Genomic DNA, 18,003 nt, shown 5'->3' with positions numbered 1-18,003 from the left:
GACCGCCTTGCGGTTGCACCGGGCTCGGTACAACGGACCGTATCAGGCCAGTTCTGAGAGGGTAAGCGTCCGGGAGGTTTCCACCCAGGCGAGCGGGTTCTCGGCGTCATAGAAGACGACGCCGTCCTCGGTCTCGTAGGACTCGATGGTCGCAGTCCCCGCCGGCTGGCTACTCGGTTCGCGCCGGTCCGTCGCGTCGTCGTTTAGGTAGGTGGACACATCGATCACCTGAACGCATGCTAAGTGTTACCACGTTATATGTCTTGTTGCCCCCGCAAGTGTTCCCTCGAACGCCGTCTCGCTGGTCCGATGAGACCGTGTCCTGCGCGTGACTGTTCGCAATGGCCGCCCCCTTCCGAACGACCCGCCGCGAGCCCTTCGCGGGCGGGGATTGCAGGGGTTTTTATCCGGCGACTGCCAACCGGAGTACCATGACTGAGGCGGGCCAGACCGGACTCACGGAGTTCGGCGGCGACTCCGAGGCAGCCGACGACCGGCCGGAGGAAGAGGCCGTCGCCGTCGCCGGCAACGGCGGTAGCGACGCCGCGGAGGTGATCGACGTCGTCGAGGAAACCCTCCCCGAATCCGAGGGCGACCTCGAACTCGCCGTGATGCAGGTCGACTACACCATCGTCGGCTACGGCGACGAGGAACGACCCATCATGCACGTGTTCGGGCGTACCCCCGATGAGGAACTCGAACACGTCCAGATCGTCGGTTTCAAACCCTACTTCTACGCGCCGACGGAGAGCCTCGAGCGACCGCCGGCGGAAGAGTACGACCGACTGACCGGCAGCAGGGAGTACGACCACGACGGCGACCCCTACGAGAGCATCCGGGGGGAGAGACTCACCAAAATCTTCGGCCAGACCCCCCGCGACGTCGGGCAGGTCCGCGACGACTTCGAACACTACGAAGCCGATATCCTGTTCCCGAACCGCTTTCTGATCGACAAGGACATCCGCAGCGGAATGCGGGTACCCGAACGACGGGCCGAGGACGACTCGCTGGTCGTCCCCCACGACGAGGTCGAACCGGTCGACGTCGACGCCGACCCCCGCATCAACACCTTCGACATCGAGGTCGACGACCGGTCGGGCTTTCCCGAGGACGGCGAGGAGCCGATCGTCTGTCTCACCAGCCACGACTCCTACCGCGACGAGTACGTGATGTGGCTCTACGAGGCCCCGATCGGCGACGGCGAGACTCCGGCCGAGATCGACGACTACGACCCGATCGAGGGCGAGATCGACCACGAGGTCCGCAGTTTCGAGGAAGAGGAGGCCATGCTCGAGGCCTTCATCGAGTACGTCGACGAGACCGACCCCGACGTCCTGACCGGCTGGAACTTCGAGGACTTCGACGCGCCCTATTTCCTCGACCGACTCGAGGAACTCGCCGGGTCCCACCACGAGTACGACCTCTCGATCGATCGGCTCTCACGCGTCGACGAGGTCTGGCGCAGCAACTGGGGCGGCCCGGACATCAAGGGTCGCGTCGTCTTCGACCTGCTCTATGGCTATCAGCGGATGGTCTTCTCCGAGCTGGATTCCTACCGGCTCGACGCCGTCGGCGAGGCGGAGCTGGGCGTCGGCAAGGAACGCTACGCCGGCGATATCGGCGACCTCTGGGAGGAGGACCCGACCCAACTGCTCGCGTACAACCTCCGGGACGTCGAACTCTGTGTCGAACTCGACCGCCAGCAGGAGATCATCCCCTTCTGGGACGAAGTCCGGGCGTTCGTCGGCTGCAAACTCGAGGACGCGCCGACGCCGGGCGATGCGGTCGACATGTACGTCCTCCATGAGGCCCACGGCCGCTTCGCGCTGCCCTCGAAGGGCCAACAGGAGGCCGGCGAGGAATACGAGGGTGGCGCGGTGTTCGAGCCCATCACGGGCGTCAAGGAGAACGTCACCGTACTGGACCTGAAGTCGCTGTACCCGATGTGTATGACGACGATCAACGCCTCCCCGGAAACGAAAGTCGACCCCGACGAGTACGACGGGGAGACCTACGTTGCGCCGACGGGGACCCACTTCCGGAAGGAACCCGACGGCGTCAACCGCGAGATGATCACGGAACTGCTCGCCGAGCGCGAGGAGAAAAAGGAACTGCGAGACCAGCACGAACCCGGCTCGCCAGAGTACGAACAGTACGACCGTCAGCAGGGCGCGGTAAAGGTCATCATGAACTGCTTTACGCCGGATACGGAGGTCTTGACTCCGAACGGCGTTCGCGATATCACCGACCTCGAGGTCGGTGACGAGGTGTATTCACTCGATCCGGAGACGGAAGAACTAGAGGTTAAGCCCGTCGTCGAAACGCACGACTATCCCGACTACGACGGTGACCTAATAGACATCGAGACGAGCAAAATCGACTTCCGCGTTACGCCGAACCACCGGATGCTCGTCCGCAAGAACGAGACGAACGGGATCACCGAGGACGAATACGGGTTCGTCGAGGCCGGGGACCTCGACCGAGCAACGAACTACGAGCTACCACACGATTGGGACGGGCCCGGCGGAGAGGAACTAGCGGAAGTCGATCTCACGGAACTGATAGACGGTGAATACGAGGTTTGGGTCCGACCGTCGGTTCATGGTCGGACGTTCACCGCAGAACTCGGTTGGACTCCCCGTCGTGTTCCGAAGGCCGATATCGGGAAAACGGGGTACGTCTTCACTGCCGAGGAGTTCGAAGAACACCGTGAATATATCGAAAGTGTCTGTGAGACGAGCTTCGTCCACCGAGAATCCGGCCGGAAGTGGATTCCACGGACGTACGATGGCGATGACTTCCTCGACCTGCTGGCATGGTTCGTGACGGAGGGGAACGTCTACACGTCTGAAGACAAGCAGTTCGGCGAGAACTTCCGTGGATCGGCGACGAAAATACAACTTGCACAGGAAAAACTCCCCATGACCGATGGGGGTGGTAATCACCACGCGACGATCGGCGAACTACTCGACGATATGGGATTCGACTACTACGTCGACGACCGTTCGTATTCGGTCACGTCGAAGCTTCTCGGTAATCTGCTGCGGTCTCTCTGTGGGGACGGGAGCTTCGAGAAGCGAATCCCGGAGTTCGTCTTCGATTGCAGTCGCCGACAGAAACGACGGTTCCTCGAGGGACTCATCGACGGCGATGGCGACCGTCAGGTAAATTCATGGCGCTACTCCACATCCAGCGACCGGCTTCGAGATGATGTCCTTCGACTCTGTGCGCACCTTGGTTTAACGGCCAACTACAGTCGAGACAGCGGCACGTGGCGGATCTACGTTACTGAAGAGTCGAAGAATACGCTTCGGATGCACCGGAGTTCCTCCCGAAGCACGGCCGAAAACGGCGTCTACTGTGTCACTGTCGAGGATAATCACACGCTGCTCGCAGGTCGAAACGGGAAGTTCCAGTTCGTCGGTCAGTCGCTGTACGGCGTCTCCGGCTGGGAGCAGTTCCGGCTCTACGACAAGGAGGCCGCCTCGGCGATCACCGCCACCGGTCGCGAAGTCATCGAGTTTACTGACTCGGCCGCACAGGAACTGGACTACCAAGTCACCTACGGGGACACGGACAGCGTCATGCTCGAGTTGGGCCCCGACGTGCCCAAGGAAGAGGCTCTCGAGCAGTCCTTTGAGATCGAGGAGTACATCAACGGCCGCTACGACGACTTCGCGAAAGACGATCTGAACGCTGAGTTCCATCGCTTCCAGATCGAGTTCGAGAAGCTCTACCGGCGGTTCTTCCAGGCGGGCAAGAAGAAACGCTACGCGGGCCACATCACCTGGAAGGAAGGCAAGGACGTCAACGACGTCGACATCGTCGGCTTCGAGTACCAGCGGTCCGATATCGCACCGATCACCAAGGAGGTCCAGCACCGCGTCATCGAGATGATCGTCCGCGAGGGCGACATCGAGGGTGCCAAGGAGTACGTCAACGGCGTCATCGAAGACGTGTTGGCGGGCGAGATCTCCCTCGAGGAGATCGCCATCCCCGGCGGGATCGGCAAGCGACTCGACAACTACGACACCGACACGGCACAGGTCCGCGGCGCCAAGTATGCCAACCTGCTGCTCGGCACCAACTTCCAGCGGGGCAGCAAGCCCAAGCGACTCTATCTCGAGCGGGTCGATCCATCGTTCTTCGAACGGCTCGAGGCGGAGGAAGGGTTCGACGCCCGGACTGACCCGCTCTACGGTGCGTTCAAGCGCGATCCCGACGTGATCTGTTTCGAGTACGAGGACCAGATCCCCGAGGCGTTCGCGGTCGACTACGAGAAGATGCTCGAGAAGACCTTGCAGGGGCCGATCGAGCGCATCCTCGAAGCACTGGACATCTCCTGGGACGAAGTGAAAAACGGCCAGGAACAGAAAGGTCTCGACTCCTTTATGTAGCACGTCGGGACGCTTCGGTCCCGGTCGTCGCTTCTTATCGCAGCCGTTCCGACGAGTTTTCCCGCCGTCTTCGGGGTTCGAACAGCCCCGTAATCCGTTCCTGTGGCCCTGCCGATCCCATCGGGGAATAGGGGTCTATATGGCGGTATTTCTCCATCTACCCAAAGGCTGGTTTTCGAATGGGAAACTTATTTTGCTAATGCAGGACTGTATCCAATTGGATACGAAACCGTTATCAGTCATACGGCCCATCGTTCGAGTGACAGAGTACTATGGCACGTCTCGAACTATCCAACCTGCACGCGGAAGTAGCGGAGGGCGACGAGCAGATTCTCGAGGGGGTCGACCTCGAGGTCCAGTCGGGCGAGATCCACGCCCTGATGGGCCCGAACGGCTCCGGGAAGTCGACGACCGCGAAGGTCATCGCCGGCCATCCCGCCTACGAGGTCACCGAGGGCGAGGTTCTTCTCCACCTCGAGGACGACGAGTTCGGCGAGGACATCGAGATCGACGAGGACCAGCGCACCTGGAACCTGCTCGATCTCGAACCCAACGAACGTGCCGCGCTCGGGATCTTCCTCGGCTTCCAGTACCCCGCCGAGATCGAGGGCGTCACGATGACGAACTTCCTCCGCACGGCGCTGAACGCCAAGATCGAAGAGCGCGAGGAACTCTTCGAGGACGAGGACGGCGAGGACGAAGCGGAAGAGGACGACGAAGGCTTCGAGAACTCGCCGATGGAAGGCCCCGCGGACGAGGGCGAGGTCGGCGTCGCCGAGTTCCAGGGCATCCTCCAGGAGAAGATGGAGCAGCTGGAGATGGACGAGAAGTTCGCCCAGCGCTATCTCAACGCCGGCTTCTCCGGCGGCGAGAAGAAGCAAAACGAAGTGCTGCAGGCCGCCATCCTCGAGCCCTCGGTCGCCGTACTGGACGAGATCGACTCCGGGCTCGACATCGACCGCCTGCAGGACGTTTCGGAGGGCATCAACGCCCTGCGCGACGAGCAGGGCACCGGCATCCTGCAGATCACCCACTACCAGCGCATCCTCGACTACGTCGAGCCCGATCACGTCCACGTGATGCTCGACGGCCAGATCGCCAAAAGCGGCGGTCCCGAACTCGCCGAGAAACTCGAGGACAAAGGGTACGACTGGGTCCGCGAAGACGTCTACGGCACTGCGTAACCGGATTCGACTAGAACAACCGTAATAACGCTACAGCCGTAAACACAACTACATCAATCATGAGTTCCGATCAAGACCACCTAAAAGAGACAGACACTGAGGCCCGGTTCGAGTTCAAGAAAGAGGAGAACTCCGCCGTCAGATCCGGCAAAGGCCTGACCGAAGAGGTCATCCGCATGATCTCCGAGGACAAGGACGAGCCCGACTGGATGCTCGAGCGGCGTCTCCGTGCGCTCGAGCAGTATCACAACATGCCGATGCCGTCCGACTGGCCCGGCATGCCCGACCTCTCCGAACTGGATGTCGAGGAGATCATTCCCTACATCCGACCGGACGTCGACAAACGCGAAGGCGTCGACGACTGGACGGAGCTGCCCGACGAGATTCAGGACACCTTCGACAAGCTCGGCATCCCGGAAGCGGAGAAGAACGCCCTCTCGGGCGTGGGTGCCCAGTACGAGTCCGAGGTCGTCTACCAGAACATGCAAGAGCAGTGGGAGGAGAAAGGCGTCATCTTCTGTAACATGGATGAGGCCGTCCGCGAACATCCCGAGCTCGTCAAAGAGCACTTCATGACGACCTGCGTGCCCCCGAGCGACAACAAGTTCGCCGCCTTGCACGGGGCCGTCTGGTCCGGCGGGTCGTTCGTCTACGTCCCCGAAGACGTGACCGTCGAGATGCCGGTGCAGGCCTACTTCCGGATGAACTCGGAAGGGATGGGCCAGTTCGAACACACGCTCATCATCGCCGAGGAAGGCTCCGAGGTCCACTACATCGAGGGCTGTTCCGCGCCCAAGTACGGGACCCACAACCTCCACTCCGGCGGCGTCGAGGTCTTCGTCGGCGAGGACGCTCACGTTCAGTACTCGACCGTGCAGAACTGGTCGAAGAACACGTTCAACCTGAACACCAAGCGCGCCATCTGCGAGGAGAACGGGACGATGGAGTGGGTCTCTGGCAGCATGGGCTCGAAAGTGACCATGCTCTACCCGTGTACCATCCTCAAGGGTCGCGGCTCGACCGACACCCACATCACCATCGCCCTGGCGGGCGAAGGACAGGACATCGACACCGGCGCGAAGGTCTACCACAACGCGCCCGAGACGAGTTCGACCATCGAGTCCAAGTCGATCTCCAAGGACGGCGGCCGCACCAACTACCGCGGCCTCGTCCACATCGCCGACGGCGCCGAGAACGCCTCGACCGCCGTCGAGTGCGACGCCCTGATGTTCGACAACGAGTCGACCTCGGACACCATGCCGTACATGGAAATCGAGGAGTCGAAGGTCGACGTCGCCCACGAGGCGACCGTCGGCAAGATCGGCGACGAGGACATCTTCTATCTGCAGTCGCGCGGACTGGACGACGACGACGCCAAGAAGATGATCGTCGCCGGCTTCATCGAGCCGATCACGGAGGAACTGCCGATCGAGTACGCGGTCGAGCTCAACCGCCTCATCGAACTCGAGATGGAGGGGAGCCTCGGATAATATGAGTACGCAGGTACACGCCAATCTGACGGAGGAACAGGTACGCGAAATTTCGGGCGACCTCGACGAGCCCGACTGGCTCCTCGAGACGCGTCTCGAGGCGCTTGCGGCGCTCGAGGACCTCGAGATGCCCGAAGTCATCCGGACGCCGGGTCGGGACTGGACGAACCTCCACGAACTCGACTTCGAGTCCCTCGTCGATCCGCTGAACGCGGCCGAGGACAAGGACCAGGTCGGCCCTGAGGAGGCCGAGGTTCTCTCGTGGGCCGACGCGGTCCAGGAACACGAGGACCTCCTGCAGGACCACTTCGGCAGCATCGTCGACCCCCAGGAGAACTACCTGACGGCGCTCTCTACGGCGCTGTTTAGCACCGGCACGGTAATCTACGTCCCCGAGGGCGTCGACGCCGAGGACGTCACCGTCCGGACCGAGCAGAACTCCCGCTCGCTGTTTAACTACACGCTCGTCGTCACCGAGGAGTCGTCCTCGGTCACGATCCTCGAGCGCCAGTCGACTGGCGAAGAGGCCGAGGAGCAGTACTACAGCGGGATTGTCGAGGTCGCCGCCGGCGAGAACAGCTACGTCCAGTACGGCAGCCTCCAGAACCTCTCGGAGGAGGCCTACAACTTCACGCTCAAGCGCGGTGTCGCTGACACCTACGCCACGATCGACTGGATCGAGGGCAACCTCGGCACCCAGCTGACGAAGACAGAGGTCTCGACGGAACTGCGCGGCGACTCCTCGGAGACGCAGATCGTCGGTGCCTTCTACGGCCACAACGACCAGCACTTCGACCTCGACGCGAAGGTCTGGCATCGTGCGGAACACACGACGGCCGACCTCGTGACCCGCGGCGTCACCGACGACGTCGCCCGCTCGGTCTACGAGGGCGTCCAGGACGTCGGCTCCGACGCGTGGGACACCAGCTCCTACCAGCGCGAGAACACGCTGATGCTCTCCGACGAGAGCGAGGCCGACGCCTCCCCGAAGCTGATCATCAACAACCACGACACTGAGGCCAGCCACTCCGCGACGGTCGGCCAGATCGATCAGGAGGACCTGTTCTACATGACCTCCCGCGGTGTCGACCCCCGCGCGGCCCGAAACATGCTCGTCGAGGGCTTCTTCGTGCCCGTTCTCGCGGAGATCGACGTCGACGAACTCCGCGAGGACCTCGAGGACCTGATCGGAGCGCGACTCCGCCAGCGAGACTGAGCGCCGTCGCCGATCGACCGTCGTTTTTCCGCGATTCCGACATCCGCGCTCCGAGACGACTAAGTAACCGCGGCTCCCTTGTCGTGATATGAGTCTGGGACAGCGTGTCTCGAGCGACCACCAGCTGACCCGATTGCTACAGATCGGGGTCGTGCTGGAGGAACTCGTCGAGTCACGCGCCGCCCACCACATCGAGTCGCTCCCGCCCGACGAGCGGGCGACGGTCGACGCGGAGGTGGAGGAGTTGCTCGCGGAGGCCGCCACGGAGTCGGCCGACCACCGCGAGCGACTCGAGGCGCTGATCGACGATCTCGAGGCCGAGACGGTCGGATACGAGGAGATAAACGCCTTAGTCGACGCCCAGTACGGACCGCCTGAGGACACGGACGGCGTCCTCTATGACCAACTTGCAAACGAGGAGACCGCCTACAAGTTCTACGACGACCTGATCGAGGCGATCGAGGCCTCCGACTCCGAGTTCGCGGTCGACCGCGAGCGACTCCTCGAGACGCTGTCCGGCATCCGCGAGGAGGAAAAGGAGGGCGTCGAGGAAGTGACCGCAATTATGGAGCAGCGAGCATGATCGGGGCGATCGTCACCGCGACCGGGGCTGGAACGGCCGCGGAGTCGGCGGCATCGTCCATGACGCGTATCGACGCCCGGCCGCGAGACTGCCGGCGAGGAACCGACGTGTCACACACCGACGGAGGGACGGCATGAACACTGCAGATCAATACCTCAAGGCGATCTATCTGGCCCAGCGCATCGAGGACGGGCCTGCATCGACCGGTACGCTCGCGGACCTGCTCGAGGTGAGCCCGGCCAGCGTCAACGAGATGATCGGCAAACTCGAGGACCGCGAGCTAGTCGACCACGAGAAGTACAAGGGCGCGAGTCTGACCAACGAGGGGCTCGAGCGCGCCCACGACGCCCTCCAGACCTACTGTATCATCGAGCGGTTCCTCGCGAACGTCCTCGAGGTCGAGGAGTTCAAAGACGAGGCCCGCGCCCTAGAGAGCGTCATCGACGACACCGTCGCGGAGCGGCTCGACACGATCATCGACCGACCCGACCAGTGTCCCGACTGTTTCGACGCCGAGGAGGACTGCTGTGAGCTGCTCGAACTCGAGGCCAGCGGCCACGCCGACTGAGCCGGCTCAGTCCTCGTCGTTCGCGTCCGGCGTGACCGGGTCCACAGCCGACTCGTTCTCCACGGCCGACTCGCCCCCGAACCTGACATAGCGCCGGCCGACGACCGCGGCGACAGCAAGTGCAACCGCGACCGCGACGCCGGCACCGATCGGGAACGACCACGAGTCGCCCGCCCAATCCGACTCGAAGACGGTCGCGTAGTAGTCGGCGACCGCCTCGCCGTGAAGTGCCACCAACACCTCCCGGTTGTTCTCGAGCGAGTTCGAATTCCAGTTGGCGCTGCCGACGACCGCCGTCTCGCCGTCGATCACGATCCCTTTCGCGTGTATCTTCTCGAAGCGGTCCGTGTCACCGACGAGTCGAACCTCGAGGGGCAGGTTCTCCCGATCCGCGATCCGCTCGAGATCCGCCGCCAGCACCTCGTTCTCCGCGGCGTTGTACCGCGCCGAGCCGACCAGGATACGGACCTCGACCCCACGGCGGGCGGCCGCGAGCGTGGCCTCGAGCAGCGAGACGTCGTCGGCGATCGACGGCTGGAGGACGAGGATCTCCTCGTCGGCGCTTGCGAGCATCGCCGTCAGCCGGGCGTCGGCGTTGTCCGGCGCGAGCAGGAGTTCGGCCGACTCGACTGGCACCGGAGTCGGCTCGTGGGTCGTGGGATACTCGGGAGCGGACGAGGAGTAGACCGGCCCGTCGTCGGTAAACGTCGTGTTCCTGCGATAGGCCGCGCCCGTGGTCGTATCCCGGCCCGCGAAGTCGGCCCTGAAGACGGTCGCCAGGTCGGCCGCGAGGGGGTCGGACTCGAGGCGAATACCCCAGCCGCGGCTGCTCTCGCCGCCGACACCGGACGGCTTCCAGTTCTCGGTGGTGACCAGCAGGTGGTCGTCGGCGACGGCGTATTTGGGGTGGTGATACCGGTATCGCGAGTCCTCGCCGCCGATGACGCGTACCTCGACGCCGCCGTTCGCGAGCGTCTCGAGGACGCCCTCGGTCGCCGCGGGCGTACCCCCGACTGGGCTGGCTTCGAGGAGGACCGCGACCTCGACGCCGCGATCGGCCGCGTCCACGAGGTCGGCAGCGATCGCCTCGGAGGTGACGGTGTAGCCGGCCAGCAGGAGTCGGTCGTCGGCGTTGCGGATCGTCTCCCGCGGGATCCCGGGACCGTCGGGGAGGACGAACGCCGTGGCGTCGTCGACGGCGGCCGTCGAAACGGGGAGGCAGGTGGCGTCGCGGGGCCACCACTGGCCGTCGCTCCGGCGGTTCGCCTCGCCGTCGGCCGGTGCCGTTCGATACCATTTTTCGGCCGTCGGTGCCCGGTCGTAGGAGACCGAGTCGACGGTCGCCGTCGCGTTTCGGAGCCGGAGGTCGTCGCCGTCGGCCGCAAGCCGGAGCCGACCCTCGAGTTCTCTGACGGGAACGTCGGTCAGTGTCTCCGTCACGTTGGGGGCCATCGAGAGGGCGATCCGTCCGGTCACGGTTTCGTTCGGAAGCCGGGCCGTCGTGTGGCCGTCGGTCAGCGTCAGGTTCCCGAGTCGGGTATCGGGCGGCGTCTCGAGGACGACGAACTCGCCGACGTTCTCGTCGGTCGTCGGATTCGGATAGAGGCCGGCGATCCGGGGTTCGTCAGGCGTCTCCGTGCTGGTGGAGTTCGTTTCGCCCGCTCGAGGCGGGCAGGCGAGGTCGGTTGCGTTCGCCGGCTGATCGGCGGTCGCTCGAGCGAGGGCACGATCGGCTACTGCCGGTTCGTTGGCGACGGCAAAGCCCGCCAGTAGCGCCGTGCTGACGACGAGCCCACAGACGACCGCGGCCGCGAGGGCGGCCCGCAGGGGATCCATCGCTCCGTCTGGCCGGCCGTTCGTACTTAAACTGTCGGGGCCGACTCGAGCGGACTGGGTACCGACCGGACGAGCGGCCCGTACGAGATGAGGGAACCGACGGCTTCCGACGGACTGACCGGCCGACGTGCGGTGGCGCGCGCTGTCGGTCGACTGAACGAACGTGAAGGCGGCCGATGACACTGTGCGAGGGATGAGCGAACGAACGGAGCGCGGCGCTTCGCGCCGCGCGAGTACGTGAGTGAATCGGCTGGGGAGGGCGTGGCGACTCCCCGTCGCCACGATAGCAGGACGAGTATCGATCGATACCCGTCTTTCCGAAACCGGACGGGCGTCCTGCTATCGTGGCAGCTAGGGGATCCACATCCTCCCCAGCCGATTTCTCCTCACGGGTGCGACGCACCCGTTCGGATGGTTCGCGGGACCGCAGGTCCCGCGCTAACGCTCGGTCGCCTTGCTCCCTCGCTCAGCCACTGGAAGACGCTTCGCGTCTTCCAAGCAGTCGCTCGTTTCACTCGCGACGACCTCGCGCAGTGTCGAATCGCGGCGAACCCGCGGGTGAGCCGCGATCCAGCGCGCGCCACCGCAGCAGCGGCTGTTGGGCAGGACCGAACGACGTGACAAACCACCGCCGACACCGCGTCAGGCCGCGGGCTCGAGGTCGGCGTTCTCGGCCTCGGCCTGGACGAGATAGGCCCGGTCGTCGTCGTAGTCGGCGACGATCTCGAGGGCCTCCTGTGTGCCGATGCGGTTGAGCGCCCACGCGGCGCTGGCCCGGACGCGGTCGGCCTCGTCGTCCGCGAGGACGTCCGCGAGCGGCTCGATGGCACGGGTGTCGCCGATCAGGCCGAGCGCGCGGGCGGCCCAGCTGCGGACGTCGGCTTCTTCGGCGACGAGTTGCTGGGCGATCGGCTCGACCGCGTCTTCGGCACCGATCTCGCCGAGGGCACGGAAGGCGGGTTGCTGGAGGTTCGGATTGGAGTCGACGTAGTCGACCAGCGTCTCGACGACCTCCTCGTCGGCGACGCCGATCTTCCCGAGGATGCGCATGGCGGCCTTATCGCGGCGGTTGGCCTTCTGCAACATTGCGTCGGTGGCCGGTTCCGCGCGCGAGCCCATGCGCTCGAGCGACTCCATGCAGTGTTCTTCCATGAAATCGGAGTCGAAGGTCTCGAGGGCAAGCAGGATCATCTCGACGTTGCCCTGCTTCTCGTGGACCTTCAGCGCGTGCCACTCCGGCGGGAAGTCCTTGACGTGATCGAGGACATCGTAGTAGCCCTCGCGGCGCAGCTGTTCGCGAATCTCGAGGTCGGTCCACTCGGTGGCGTCGTCCACGCCGCCCTCCAGGTCGTCGGTGGCCGTGAGCAGGCCGGCGATCGTCTCGGCGTCGTCGTCGGCGTCGAGACCGGCGTCGGCGACGGCGTCGGCCGCGTCGTCGAGCGTGGCCTCGAGTTGGTCGGACACGTCGTCGCCCTCGTTGACCAGCGTGACCGACGTCTCGAGCAGGTCGTTCAGCTCGTCGAGGAAGCTATCGACGGCCTCGATCAGCTCGGCGTTGCCCTCCTCGGTCCAGCGGGTGCCCGTGATCGTCCCGCTGACGCCCTCGATCTCGCTCACCACGTCCTCGCCGTAGGGACCGCGCTGGTCCTCGAGGTCGGACTCGAGATCCGAGAGATCGCTCTCGATCTCGTCGTACTGCTCCTGGAGTTCCTCCTCCGGGGCCGGCTCCTCGTCTTCCTCGTCCTCGTCGTCGGTTTCCGGCGGCTCCGGCACCTCGACGCTCTCGAGTTCCGCCCGGAACGACTCGAGGTCGGCCTCGACGACATCTAAGTCGTCCTCGGTCTCGGCCGCCTCGAGGCTCGATTCGAGGGCCTCGAGGTCGGCGGCGAGTCCGTCGAGGCGCTCCCGGATCGCCTCGAGGTCTACGGGTTCTTGCTCGTCTGCCCCCGCTTCGGCCGCGTCGTCAGTTGCCTCGTCCTCGCTCATGGTTCCACCTCGGGACGACGCCGACGCGTGACGGTGTACATATCCTACGGTCGTGTCAGGACGGCCCTAAGCGTTTCCATGCACGTCGACCTCGCCGGTGCGTTCGGCGTCGCCCCAGTAGAACCAGGGGCTGAGTGTCATGTAGGCCAACCCGAGCGTCAGGAGGGCGTAGGGGAACGTCCGGCCGGCGAGGTCGGGGACGAGAATCGCGAGCGCGTGGACGATCCCCATGATGCCGGCGTCGCGGGCGAGCAGGTCGGGGTACTGGATCCGGGAGACCATCAGGTAACAGAACGCGCCGGTGACGCCGAGGACGAGCCACGGCTGGGTCTCGCCGGCGAGGATCGCCGCACCCAGCACGGTCGCAGCTAGTGTCGTCTGGACGCCCTCGGTGTAACTGCCGGAGATGTCGTAGGCGGTGTACATCCCGAGCCGGGTGACGGCCATGGCGACGAACAGCGCACAGACGCCGGCCACCGCGAGCAGTTCCGGCGTGATCGTGTCGAAATCGACCGCGAGGCCGTCCGTGACGACGGTAAAGGAGAGGACCGCGGGGGCGAGGGCGAAGGAGGCGACGTCGGCGAGCGAGTCGAGGTACGGCCCGGCCTCGGTGCCGCCGTAGCGGCGCGCGAGGATGCCGTCGAGCCCGTCCGCGATCGCCGCCAGGAGGATCAGTCGGGCGGCCAGATCGATGTCGACGGCCGCGACGACGACGGCGACGAATCCCAGGGCGGCGTTCGCGATCGTCACCGCGTCGGCGACACCGAGTCGACCGACGAACCGGGGGAGCATATCGCCGAGTCGGCGGGGCGTTCCCTTACGTGTTTTCGTTTCCACGGATCGGCCGTCCGCGAGTCGGGGCGGAGGCTACTCCTACGGACCGGGAATCGAACCGGGGTGATTATACCGGGAGTCCCCTAAGCGCCCGTATGAACCGGCGCGCCTATCTCGCTACCGTCGGCACTGCCACCGCTGTCGGACTGGCCGGCTGTTCGTCCGCGCTCAGCGTGTTCGACGACGATTCCTGTACTGGCGAAGACTGTCATATCGGCATGACTCGGACCGAGTTCCGGCCCGAATCCTACGAGGTCTCCGTCGGCGAGACCGTCGTCTGGAAGAACACGAGCGAGGCCTATCACACCGTGACCGCCTTCGAGTCGAGCATCCCCGACGGGGCCGACTACTTCGCCACCGGCGGGTTCGAGGACCAGGCGACGGCGTACGAAGCCTGGCACGAGGATCAAGGCGGTCGTCTCTCGTCCCGCGAGACCTTCGAACACACCTTCGAGGTTCCCGGCACCTACGATTACGTCTGTATCCCCCACGAGCGAGCGGAGATGCTGGGCGAAATCGTCGTCACCGAGTGAGCCGCGGACCAAAAACGGGGTCCCGCCTTGCCCGTGTGCCTACCTTTATCACGCCTCGCCCGCACCGTGTGCCCGGCACGATCGTTATCCACGCGAGTTTCCCGATCGACCCTGACCGCCGCGAAGAGGCCCTCGAGCTGATCGCGGACCTCGTCGCCGAATCGCAGGCCGAAGACGGCATCCTCGACTACCGAGCCACGACCGATATTGCCGAGCCGAACGTCGTCCGCTTCTTCGAGCGCTACGAGGACGAAGCGGCCGTCGGCGCACACGCCCGGAGCGACCACTACCAGGAGTTCGAAGCCACGCTGCCGGACCTGCTCGCCGGCGAGCCCGAGGTCACCCGGTTCGACGTCGACTCGGCCGCGGACGTCGAACTGTAGCGGCCAGCTACTCGCTCGAGCGATCGGCGACCACCTCGAGCGGAGCGGCGGCGGCGCTGCCCACCGGTAGCTGCGTCGGTTCGGGCGAGCCGGAATAGCGACGGCTCACGGTTCAGGTCGTCGTCAAAATACGAAATTTCGGTCGGGCGAGCGATGACGAGCCGCGCCGATCGCGGTCAGTCCTCGACGTCGACCGCGGTCGCTTCCTCTTCGGCGACTTCCTCGGGGTGGGCCTCGAGGGTGGTCTTCTGGATCTCGACGCGTCGCAGCGGGTAGATCGTCTTGGCCTCGCCGTAGATGGCGGAGGAGAGACGACCTTCGACGACGCTGTCGACGAGTTCCTCGAAGGAGCGCTCCTCGGCGGCTTCCTCGATCATCTCGACCATCTGCTCGCGGATGGCCTTCTCCTGGCTCGCGTCGGCCTTCTTGGTCGTGAAGGCGACGGGCTGGATCTGGACGCGGTAGTCGTCCGTCGTGAGGACGGTGACGTAGGCCTCGATCTTGGAGGCACCGCGTCGGACGAGCGAGCGCAGGTAGTCCCGCGTCAGCGAGTGCTCGACGAACTCGGTGTAGGCCGAGTCGCTGCCGACGTCCGTGATCTTGAAGGTCAGCTTCGTGTTGTTCTCGCTGGCGTTGTTGTTGAGGTCGCCAAGCGTCGTTTCGATGGTTCGGTCGTAGACTTTCTCCGGTTCGTCAGCGGGGGTTTCGCCGAGTTCCTGGCGGTCGAACTGTTCGGGTGCCAGGACGGTGTACCACCGCTTCTCCTGTTTCGCGCGTGAAACTGATCGTTCACTCATTGTATGTTGTATCGGTGTCGTGGTCGGACACAGGTCCCGTGTCCGTCGGTCGGTCGTCCTGTTCGGTTCGCGCCGTCGACGCGACGTCGATCGCGACGGCGAGGTTGACGACGTAGTCGTCGACCGTCGACTGCAGGCCGCTGGTCGTCTCGCGGTCGATCCGCGTGACGACCGTGCCGTCGTCGACCGTCGTCGCCATCTCGTCGGTGTTGTCCGGCTCGAGCGCCCGTGCGACCAGCGCTGCGTCGTCGTGGGTCGTCCGGATCGTCGCTCGCCGGCTCATAGCAGTTCCCTCGCTGTCGTGACGATCGTCTCGTCCTCGAGTCCGGGGCCGAAGCGCAGGTAGCCGCGGCGATGGCCGACGTCGTATTCGACGCCGCCATCGGCGTCGGGCTCAGCCGTGTCGGTCGCCGGGACCGCATCCGCGAGGTCCCGCGAAATCGCCTCAAGCGCCGCGCCGAGAGCGTCGGCGTCGCGGGTCGCGATCGCAGCCTCGTCCTCGCCGAGTGCGAGGGCGGCCGGCTCCGGCGACCGGAAGTCGACCGCGAGCCGTGCGACCGTCTCGACGGGGGCGTCGTCGACGTCGACGACGACCAGCCCGTCGTAGCGGTCGATCGAGGCGTCGGCAAGCGCCGCGTGGGCGCGGCGGCCGTGATCGCGCCAGCCCTCGAGCGCCCGGTCGCGGACGTCGTGGCCGAGCGCGAGCGCCGTTGCGGTGCCGGGCTCGGTCCGGGCCAGTGCCGCGAGGACGTCGGCGAAGCCGCCCAGCGTCGCGACGGCGGCCTCGGGCGTGGCGTAGGGCCGGAGCGCCCGGCCGATCGCCTCGGCGGCGGCGTCGGTCGCCGCGTCGGCACCGACGGTATCGAGCGCGACCAGCGATCCGATCGCGCGGCGATCGTCCGCCTCGAGCGCGTCGGGATCGGCGGCGAGGTCGGCGAGCGCCTCGCGCGTCGCCTCCGGGTCGCCGGACCACGGCGCGTGCAGCCGCGTCGAGTGGGCGAGTCCGTCGACCGGATCGGCGGTCGGCACCGCGACGCCGGGTCGCCGGTCGACGACGCCGCGCTCGAGCGCGCGTTCGACGAGCCACTCGCTTTCGCCCGCGCCGGGGTCGCCCCCGGCGGCGACGACGCCGGCCAGCGCGAGGACTGGATCCGGAATCGTGCCGAGATCGCGGACGAGATCGACGGCCTCGAGCGCCGCGGGTCGGTCGGTCGCCGGTAGCCGGATCGCATCGGTGGCAGCCGCGTCAGCGGTGCCGACGACGACCGTGGCGTCGCCGTCGGCGGTCGGCGCGCGCATGCGCCGCGCCCGCTCGGCGATCGTCCGGCCGACGGTGATCTGATACGGCGTATCGCGCTCGGCAAGCGCCCTCGCGAGGAGGGCGCTGGCGGCGATGGCGTCGCCGTCGGCCCGCGCGATCAGCCGGACGAAGCCGGCGCTCTCGAGCGCGGTCGTGGCGGACGACGACGGTGCGGATCGACCCTCGGTTGCCATGTGGCGTTACTCGGCGTCTTCGATGAGTTCCTTCGCGAGTTCGGGCGTGTACGTGAAGTCAGGCTCGAGTTCGTCGCCGCGGTAGTAGTCGGCCAGGCGACGGACCTTCGCTTCGGTGTTCTGCAGAGCGCGTTTGTTCTGGTGGTCCTGCTGGTTCTGCTGGACGTGTTCGCGCAGGCGCACCGCACGCTCCATCAGGTTCCAGAGGTCCTCGGGGATGTCCGCTCGCGCGTCGTTCTCCTCGAGGATCTCGGTGATTTTCTTCCCGGTCGCCAGCTTGACGTCCGGAATCGGGGTGCCGGTGACGCCCTCGTCACGCAGCTTCATCCCGATCTGGCTCGGGTCGTGACCCTGCTCGGCCAGTTCGACGACCCGCGATTCGATGTCTTCTGGGTCGACGTCGCTCCACTCCGGTGGTTCGTCTGCCGAGGGCTTGTCCGAACCGGACGAGCCGCGTCGGCGGGTGTGCATTCGTGCCATTGTTGAGGATAGGAATCGCACTGACCGCTGCGTTGTACTGCTCTCGTCTGCACTTCCGCAATCCCAAGCCGCCCCAAAGAGCGGGCGGCGGAGTCGGATTTGCGGCCGTGCGCTTCCCACTACCGCTTCCGGGGTCGGAGACTAAAGGGTTTCTCATCGCCGGTCAACGCCTCGGACGGTTCGCTGTCTCGATGTCCCTGGGATCGCAGGGCGGTCGCGGTC

The 18,003-nt window shown here is 65.5% G+C and carries 16 protein-coding genes; 8 read left to right on the top strand and 8 right to left on the bottom strand.

Annotated features, from left to right (window positions below; translation table 11 throughout):
• Nucleotides 1–42 precede the first annotated feature (42 nt).
• A complete protein-coding gene (locus tag NATPE_RS13095) occupies nt 43–228 on the bottom strand; it encodes a DUF7331 family protein (RefSeq protein WP_006181962.1) in 186 nt (61 codons plus the stop codon).
• Nucleotides 229–431: 203 nt separating this feature from the next.
• Between NATPE_RS13095 and NATPE_RS13090 the strand changes: the two genes are divergently transcribed.
• From NATPE_RS13090 to NATPE_RS13065, 6 genes are all read left to right on the top strand, one after another.
• Entirely contained in the window at nt 432–4,397 is a 3,966-nt protein-coding gene (locus NATPE_RS13090) for an intein-containing DNA polymerase II (RefSeq protein ID WP_006181961.1), read from the top strand.
• A 272-nt stretch (nt 4,398–4,669) separates the two neighbouring features.
• A complete protein-coding gene (locus NATPE_RS13085) occupies nt 4,670–5,581 on the top strand; it encodes an ABC transporter ATP-binding protein (RefSeq protein WP_006181960.1) in 912 nt (303 codons plus the stop codon).
• A gap of 59 nt (nt 5,582–5,640) precedes the next feature.
• Nucleotides 5,641–7,071 carry a Fe-S cluster assembly protein SufB gene (sufB, locus tag NATPE_RS13080; protein ID WP_006181959.1) on the top strand — a complete coding sequence of 477 codons (1,431 nt, stop codon included), beginning with the start codon at nt 5,641–5,643 and terminating at the stop codon, nt 7,069–7,071.
• Nucleotide 7,072: 1 nt separating this feature from the next.
• Nucleotides 7,073–8,287: a Fe-S cluster assembly protein SufD gene (sufD, locus tag NATPE_RS13075; RefSeq protein WP_006181958.1), complete on the top strand. Its 1,215-nt coding sequence runs from the start codon at nt 7,073–7,075 to the stop codon at nt 8,285–8,287.
• A gap of 88 nt (nt 8,288–8,375) precedes the next feature.
• Nucleotides 8,376–8,870, top strand: coding sequence for a hypothetical protein (locus NATPE_RS13070; RefSeq protein ID WP_006181957.1), 495 nt, complete (start codon nt 8,376–8,378; stop codon nt 8,868–8,870).
• A 133-nt stretch (nt 8,871–9,003) separates the two neighbouring features.
• A complete protein-coding gene (locus NATPE_RS13065) occupies nt 9,004–9,438 on the top strand; it encodes a metal-dependent transcriptional regulator (RefSeq protein ID WP_006181956.1) in 435 nt (144 codons plus the stop codon).
• A 6-nt stretch (nt 9,439–9,444) separates the two neighbouring features.
• On the opposite strand, the gene NATPE_RS13060 is transcribed toward NATPE_RS13065, so the two are convergent.
• The 3 genes from NATPE_RS13060 to NATPE_RS13050 form a co-directional block, all read right to left on the bottom strand.
• Nucleotides 9,445–11,274: a phospholipase D-like domain-containing protein gene (locus NATPE_RS13060; protein WP_006181955.1), complete on the bottom strand. Its 1,830-nt coding sequence runs from the start codon at nt 11,272–11,274 to the stop codon at nt 9,445–9,447.
• A gap of 642 nt (nt 11,275–11,916) precedes the next feature.
• Nucleotides 11,917–13,260: a HEAT repeat domain-containing protein gene (locus tag NATPE_RS13055; RefSeq protein WP_006181954.1), complete on the bottom strand. Its 1,344-nt coding sequence runs from the start codon at nt 13,258–13,260 to the stop codon at nt 11,917–11,919.
• 66 nt (nt 13,261–13,326) lie between these two features.
• Complete coding sequence (locus NATPE_RS13050) at nt 13,327–14,052, bottom strand: protein sorting system archaetidylserine synthase (protein ID WP_006181953.1); 726 nt, start codon at nt 14,050–14,052, stop codon at nt 13,327–13,329.
• A gap of 137 nt (nt 14,053–14,189) precedes the next feature.
• Here NATPE_RS13050 and NATPE_RS13045 point away from each other — a divergent pair, with 137 nt between their 5' ends.
• Both NATPE_RS13045 and NATPE_RS13040 read left to right on the top strand, forming a co-directional pair.
• Nucleotides 14,190–14,627 carry a cupredoxin domain-containing protein gene (locus NATPE_RS13045; RefSeq protein ID WP_006181951.1) on the top strand — a complete coding sequence of 146 codons (438 nt, stop codon included), beginning with the start codon at nt 14,190–14,192 and terminating at the stop codon, nt 14,625–14,627.
• Nucleotides 14,628–14,695: 68 nt separating this feature from the next.
• Complete coding sequence (locus NATPE_RS13040; RefSeq protein ID WP_006181950.1) at nt 14,696–15,010, top strand: putative quinol monooxygenase; 315 nt, start codon at nt 14,696–14,698, stop codon at nt 15,008–15,010.
• Between the two features lie 176 nt (nt 15,011–15,186).
• Here NATPE_RS13040 and NATPE_RS13035 read toward each other — a convergent pair whose 3' ends face one another.
• From NATPE_RS13035 to NATPE_RS13020, 4 genes are read right to left on the bottom strand one after another with little or no spacing between them, the layout of a single operon-like run.
• Nucleotides 15,187–15,807, bottom strand: coding sequence for a 30S ribosomal protein S3ae (locus NATPE_RS13035; protein ID WP_006181949.1), 621 nt, complete (start codon nt 15,805–15,807; stop codon nt 15,187–15,189).
• Nucleotides 15,800–16,090 (bottom strand): KEOPS complex subunit Pcc1, encoded by a 291-nt coding sequence (locus NATPE_RS13030; RefSeq protein ID WP_006181948.1) that lies wholly within the window; start codon nt 16,088–16,090, stop codon nt 15,800–15,802. Before NATPE_RS13030 ends, NATPE_RS13035 begins: the two co-directional genes overlap by 8 nt.
• Nucleotides 16,087–17,301 (bottom strand): hypothetical protein, encoded by a 1,215-nt coding sequence (locus NATPE_RS13025; protein ID WP_006181947.1) that lies wholly within the window; start codon nt 17,299–17,301, stop codon nt 16,087–16,089. Before NATPE_RS13025 ends, NATPE_RS13030 begins: the two co-directional genes overlap by 4 nt.
• A gap of 6 nt (nt 17,302–17,307) precedes the next feature.
• Entirely contained in the window at nt 17,308–17,781 is a 474-nt protein-coding gene (locus tag NATPE_RS13020; RefSeq protein WP_006181946.1) for a 30S ribosomal protein S15, read from the bottom strand.
• Between the last annotated feature and the right edge of the window lie 222 nt (nt 17,782–18,003).

This window comes from Natrinema pellirubrum DSM 15624 (assembly GCF_000230735.2).
GTDB classification, from domain to species: domain Archaea; phylum Halobacteriota; class Halobacteria; order Halobacteriales; family Natrialbaceae; genus Natrinema; species Natrinema pellirubrum.
The sequence above is the reverse complement of the archived record's forward strand: the minus strand, read 5'-3'. Positions and strand labels throughout refer to the sequence as shown.

Excerpts from the sequence above, each read along its gene's own strand:
- NATPE_RS13090 (WP_006181961.1), top strand. The coding sequence starts at position 432 with ATGACTGAGGCGGGCCAGACCGGACTCACGGAGTTCGGCGGCGACTCC.
- NATPE_RS13085 (WP_006181960.1), top strand. The coding sequence starts at position 4,670 with ATGGCACGTCTCGAACTATCCAACCTGCACGCGGAAGTAGCGGAGGGC.
- sufB (WP_006181959.1), top strand. The coding sequence starts at position 5,641 with ATGAGTTCCGATCAAGACCACCTAAAAGAGACAGACACTGAGGCCCGG.
- sufD (WP_006181958.1), top strand. The coding sequence starts at position 7,073 with ATGAGTACGCAGGTACACGCCAATCTGACGGAGGAACAGGTACGCGAA.
- NATPE_RS13070 (WP_006181957.1), top strand. The coding sequence starts at position 8,376 with ATGAGTCTGGGACAGCGTGTCTCGAGCGACCACCAGCTGACCCGATTG.
- NATPE_RS13065 (WP_006181956.1), top strand. The coding sequence starts at position 9,004 with ATGAACACTGCAGATCAATACCTCAAGGCGATCTATCTGGCCCAGCGC.
- NATPE_RS13060 (WP_006181955.1), bottom strand. The coding sequence starts at position 11,274 with ATGGATCCCCTGCGGGCCGCCCTCGCGGCCGCGGTCGTCTGTGGGCTC.
- NATPE_RS13055 (WP_006181954.1), bottom strand. The coding sequence starts at position 13,260 with ATGAGCGAGGACGAGGCAACTGACGACGCGGCCGAAGCGGGGGCAGAC.
- NATPE_RS13050 (WP_006181953.1), bottom strand. The coding sequence starts at position 14,052 with ATGCTCCCCCGGTTCGTCGGTCGACTCGGTGTCGCCGACGCGGTGACG.
- NATPE_RS13045 (WP_006181951.1), top strand. The coding sequence starts at position 14,190 with ATGAACCGGCGCGCCTATCTCGCTACCGTCGGCACTGCCACCGCTGTC.
- NATPE_RS13035 (WP_006181949.1), bottom strand. The coding sequence starts at position 15,807 with ATGAGTGAACGATCAGTTTCACGCGCGAAACAGGAGAAGCGGTGGTAC.
- NATPE_RS13030 (WP_006181948.1), bottom strand. The coding sequence starts at position 16,090 with ATGAGCCGGCGAGCGACGATCCGGACGACCCACGACGACGCAGCGCTG.
- NATPE_RS13025 (WP_006181947.1), bottom strand. The coding sequence starts at position 17,301 with ATGGCAACCGAGGGTCGATCCGCACCGTCGTCGTCCGCCACGACCGCG.
- NATPE_RS13020 (WP_006181946.1), bottom strand. The coding sequence starts at position 17,781 with ATGGCACGAATGCACACCCGCCGACGCGGCTCGTCCGGTTCGGACAAG.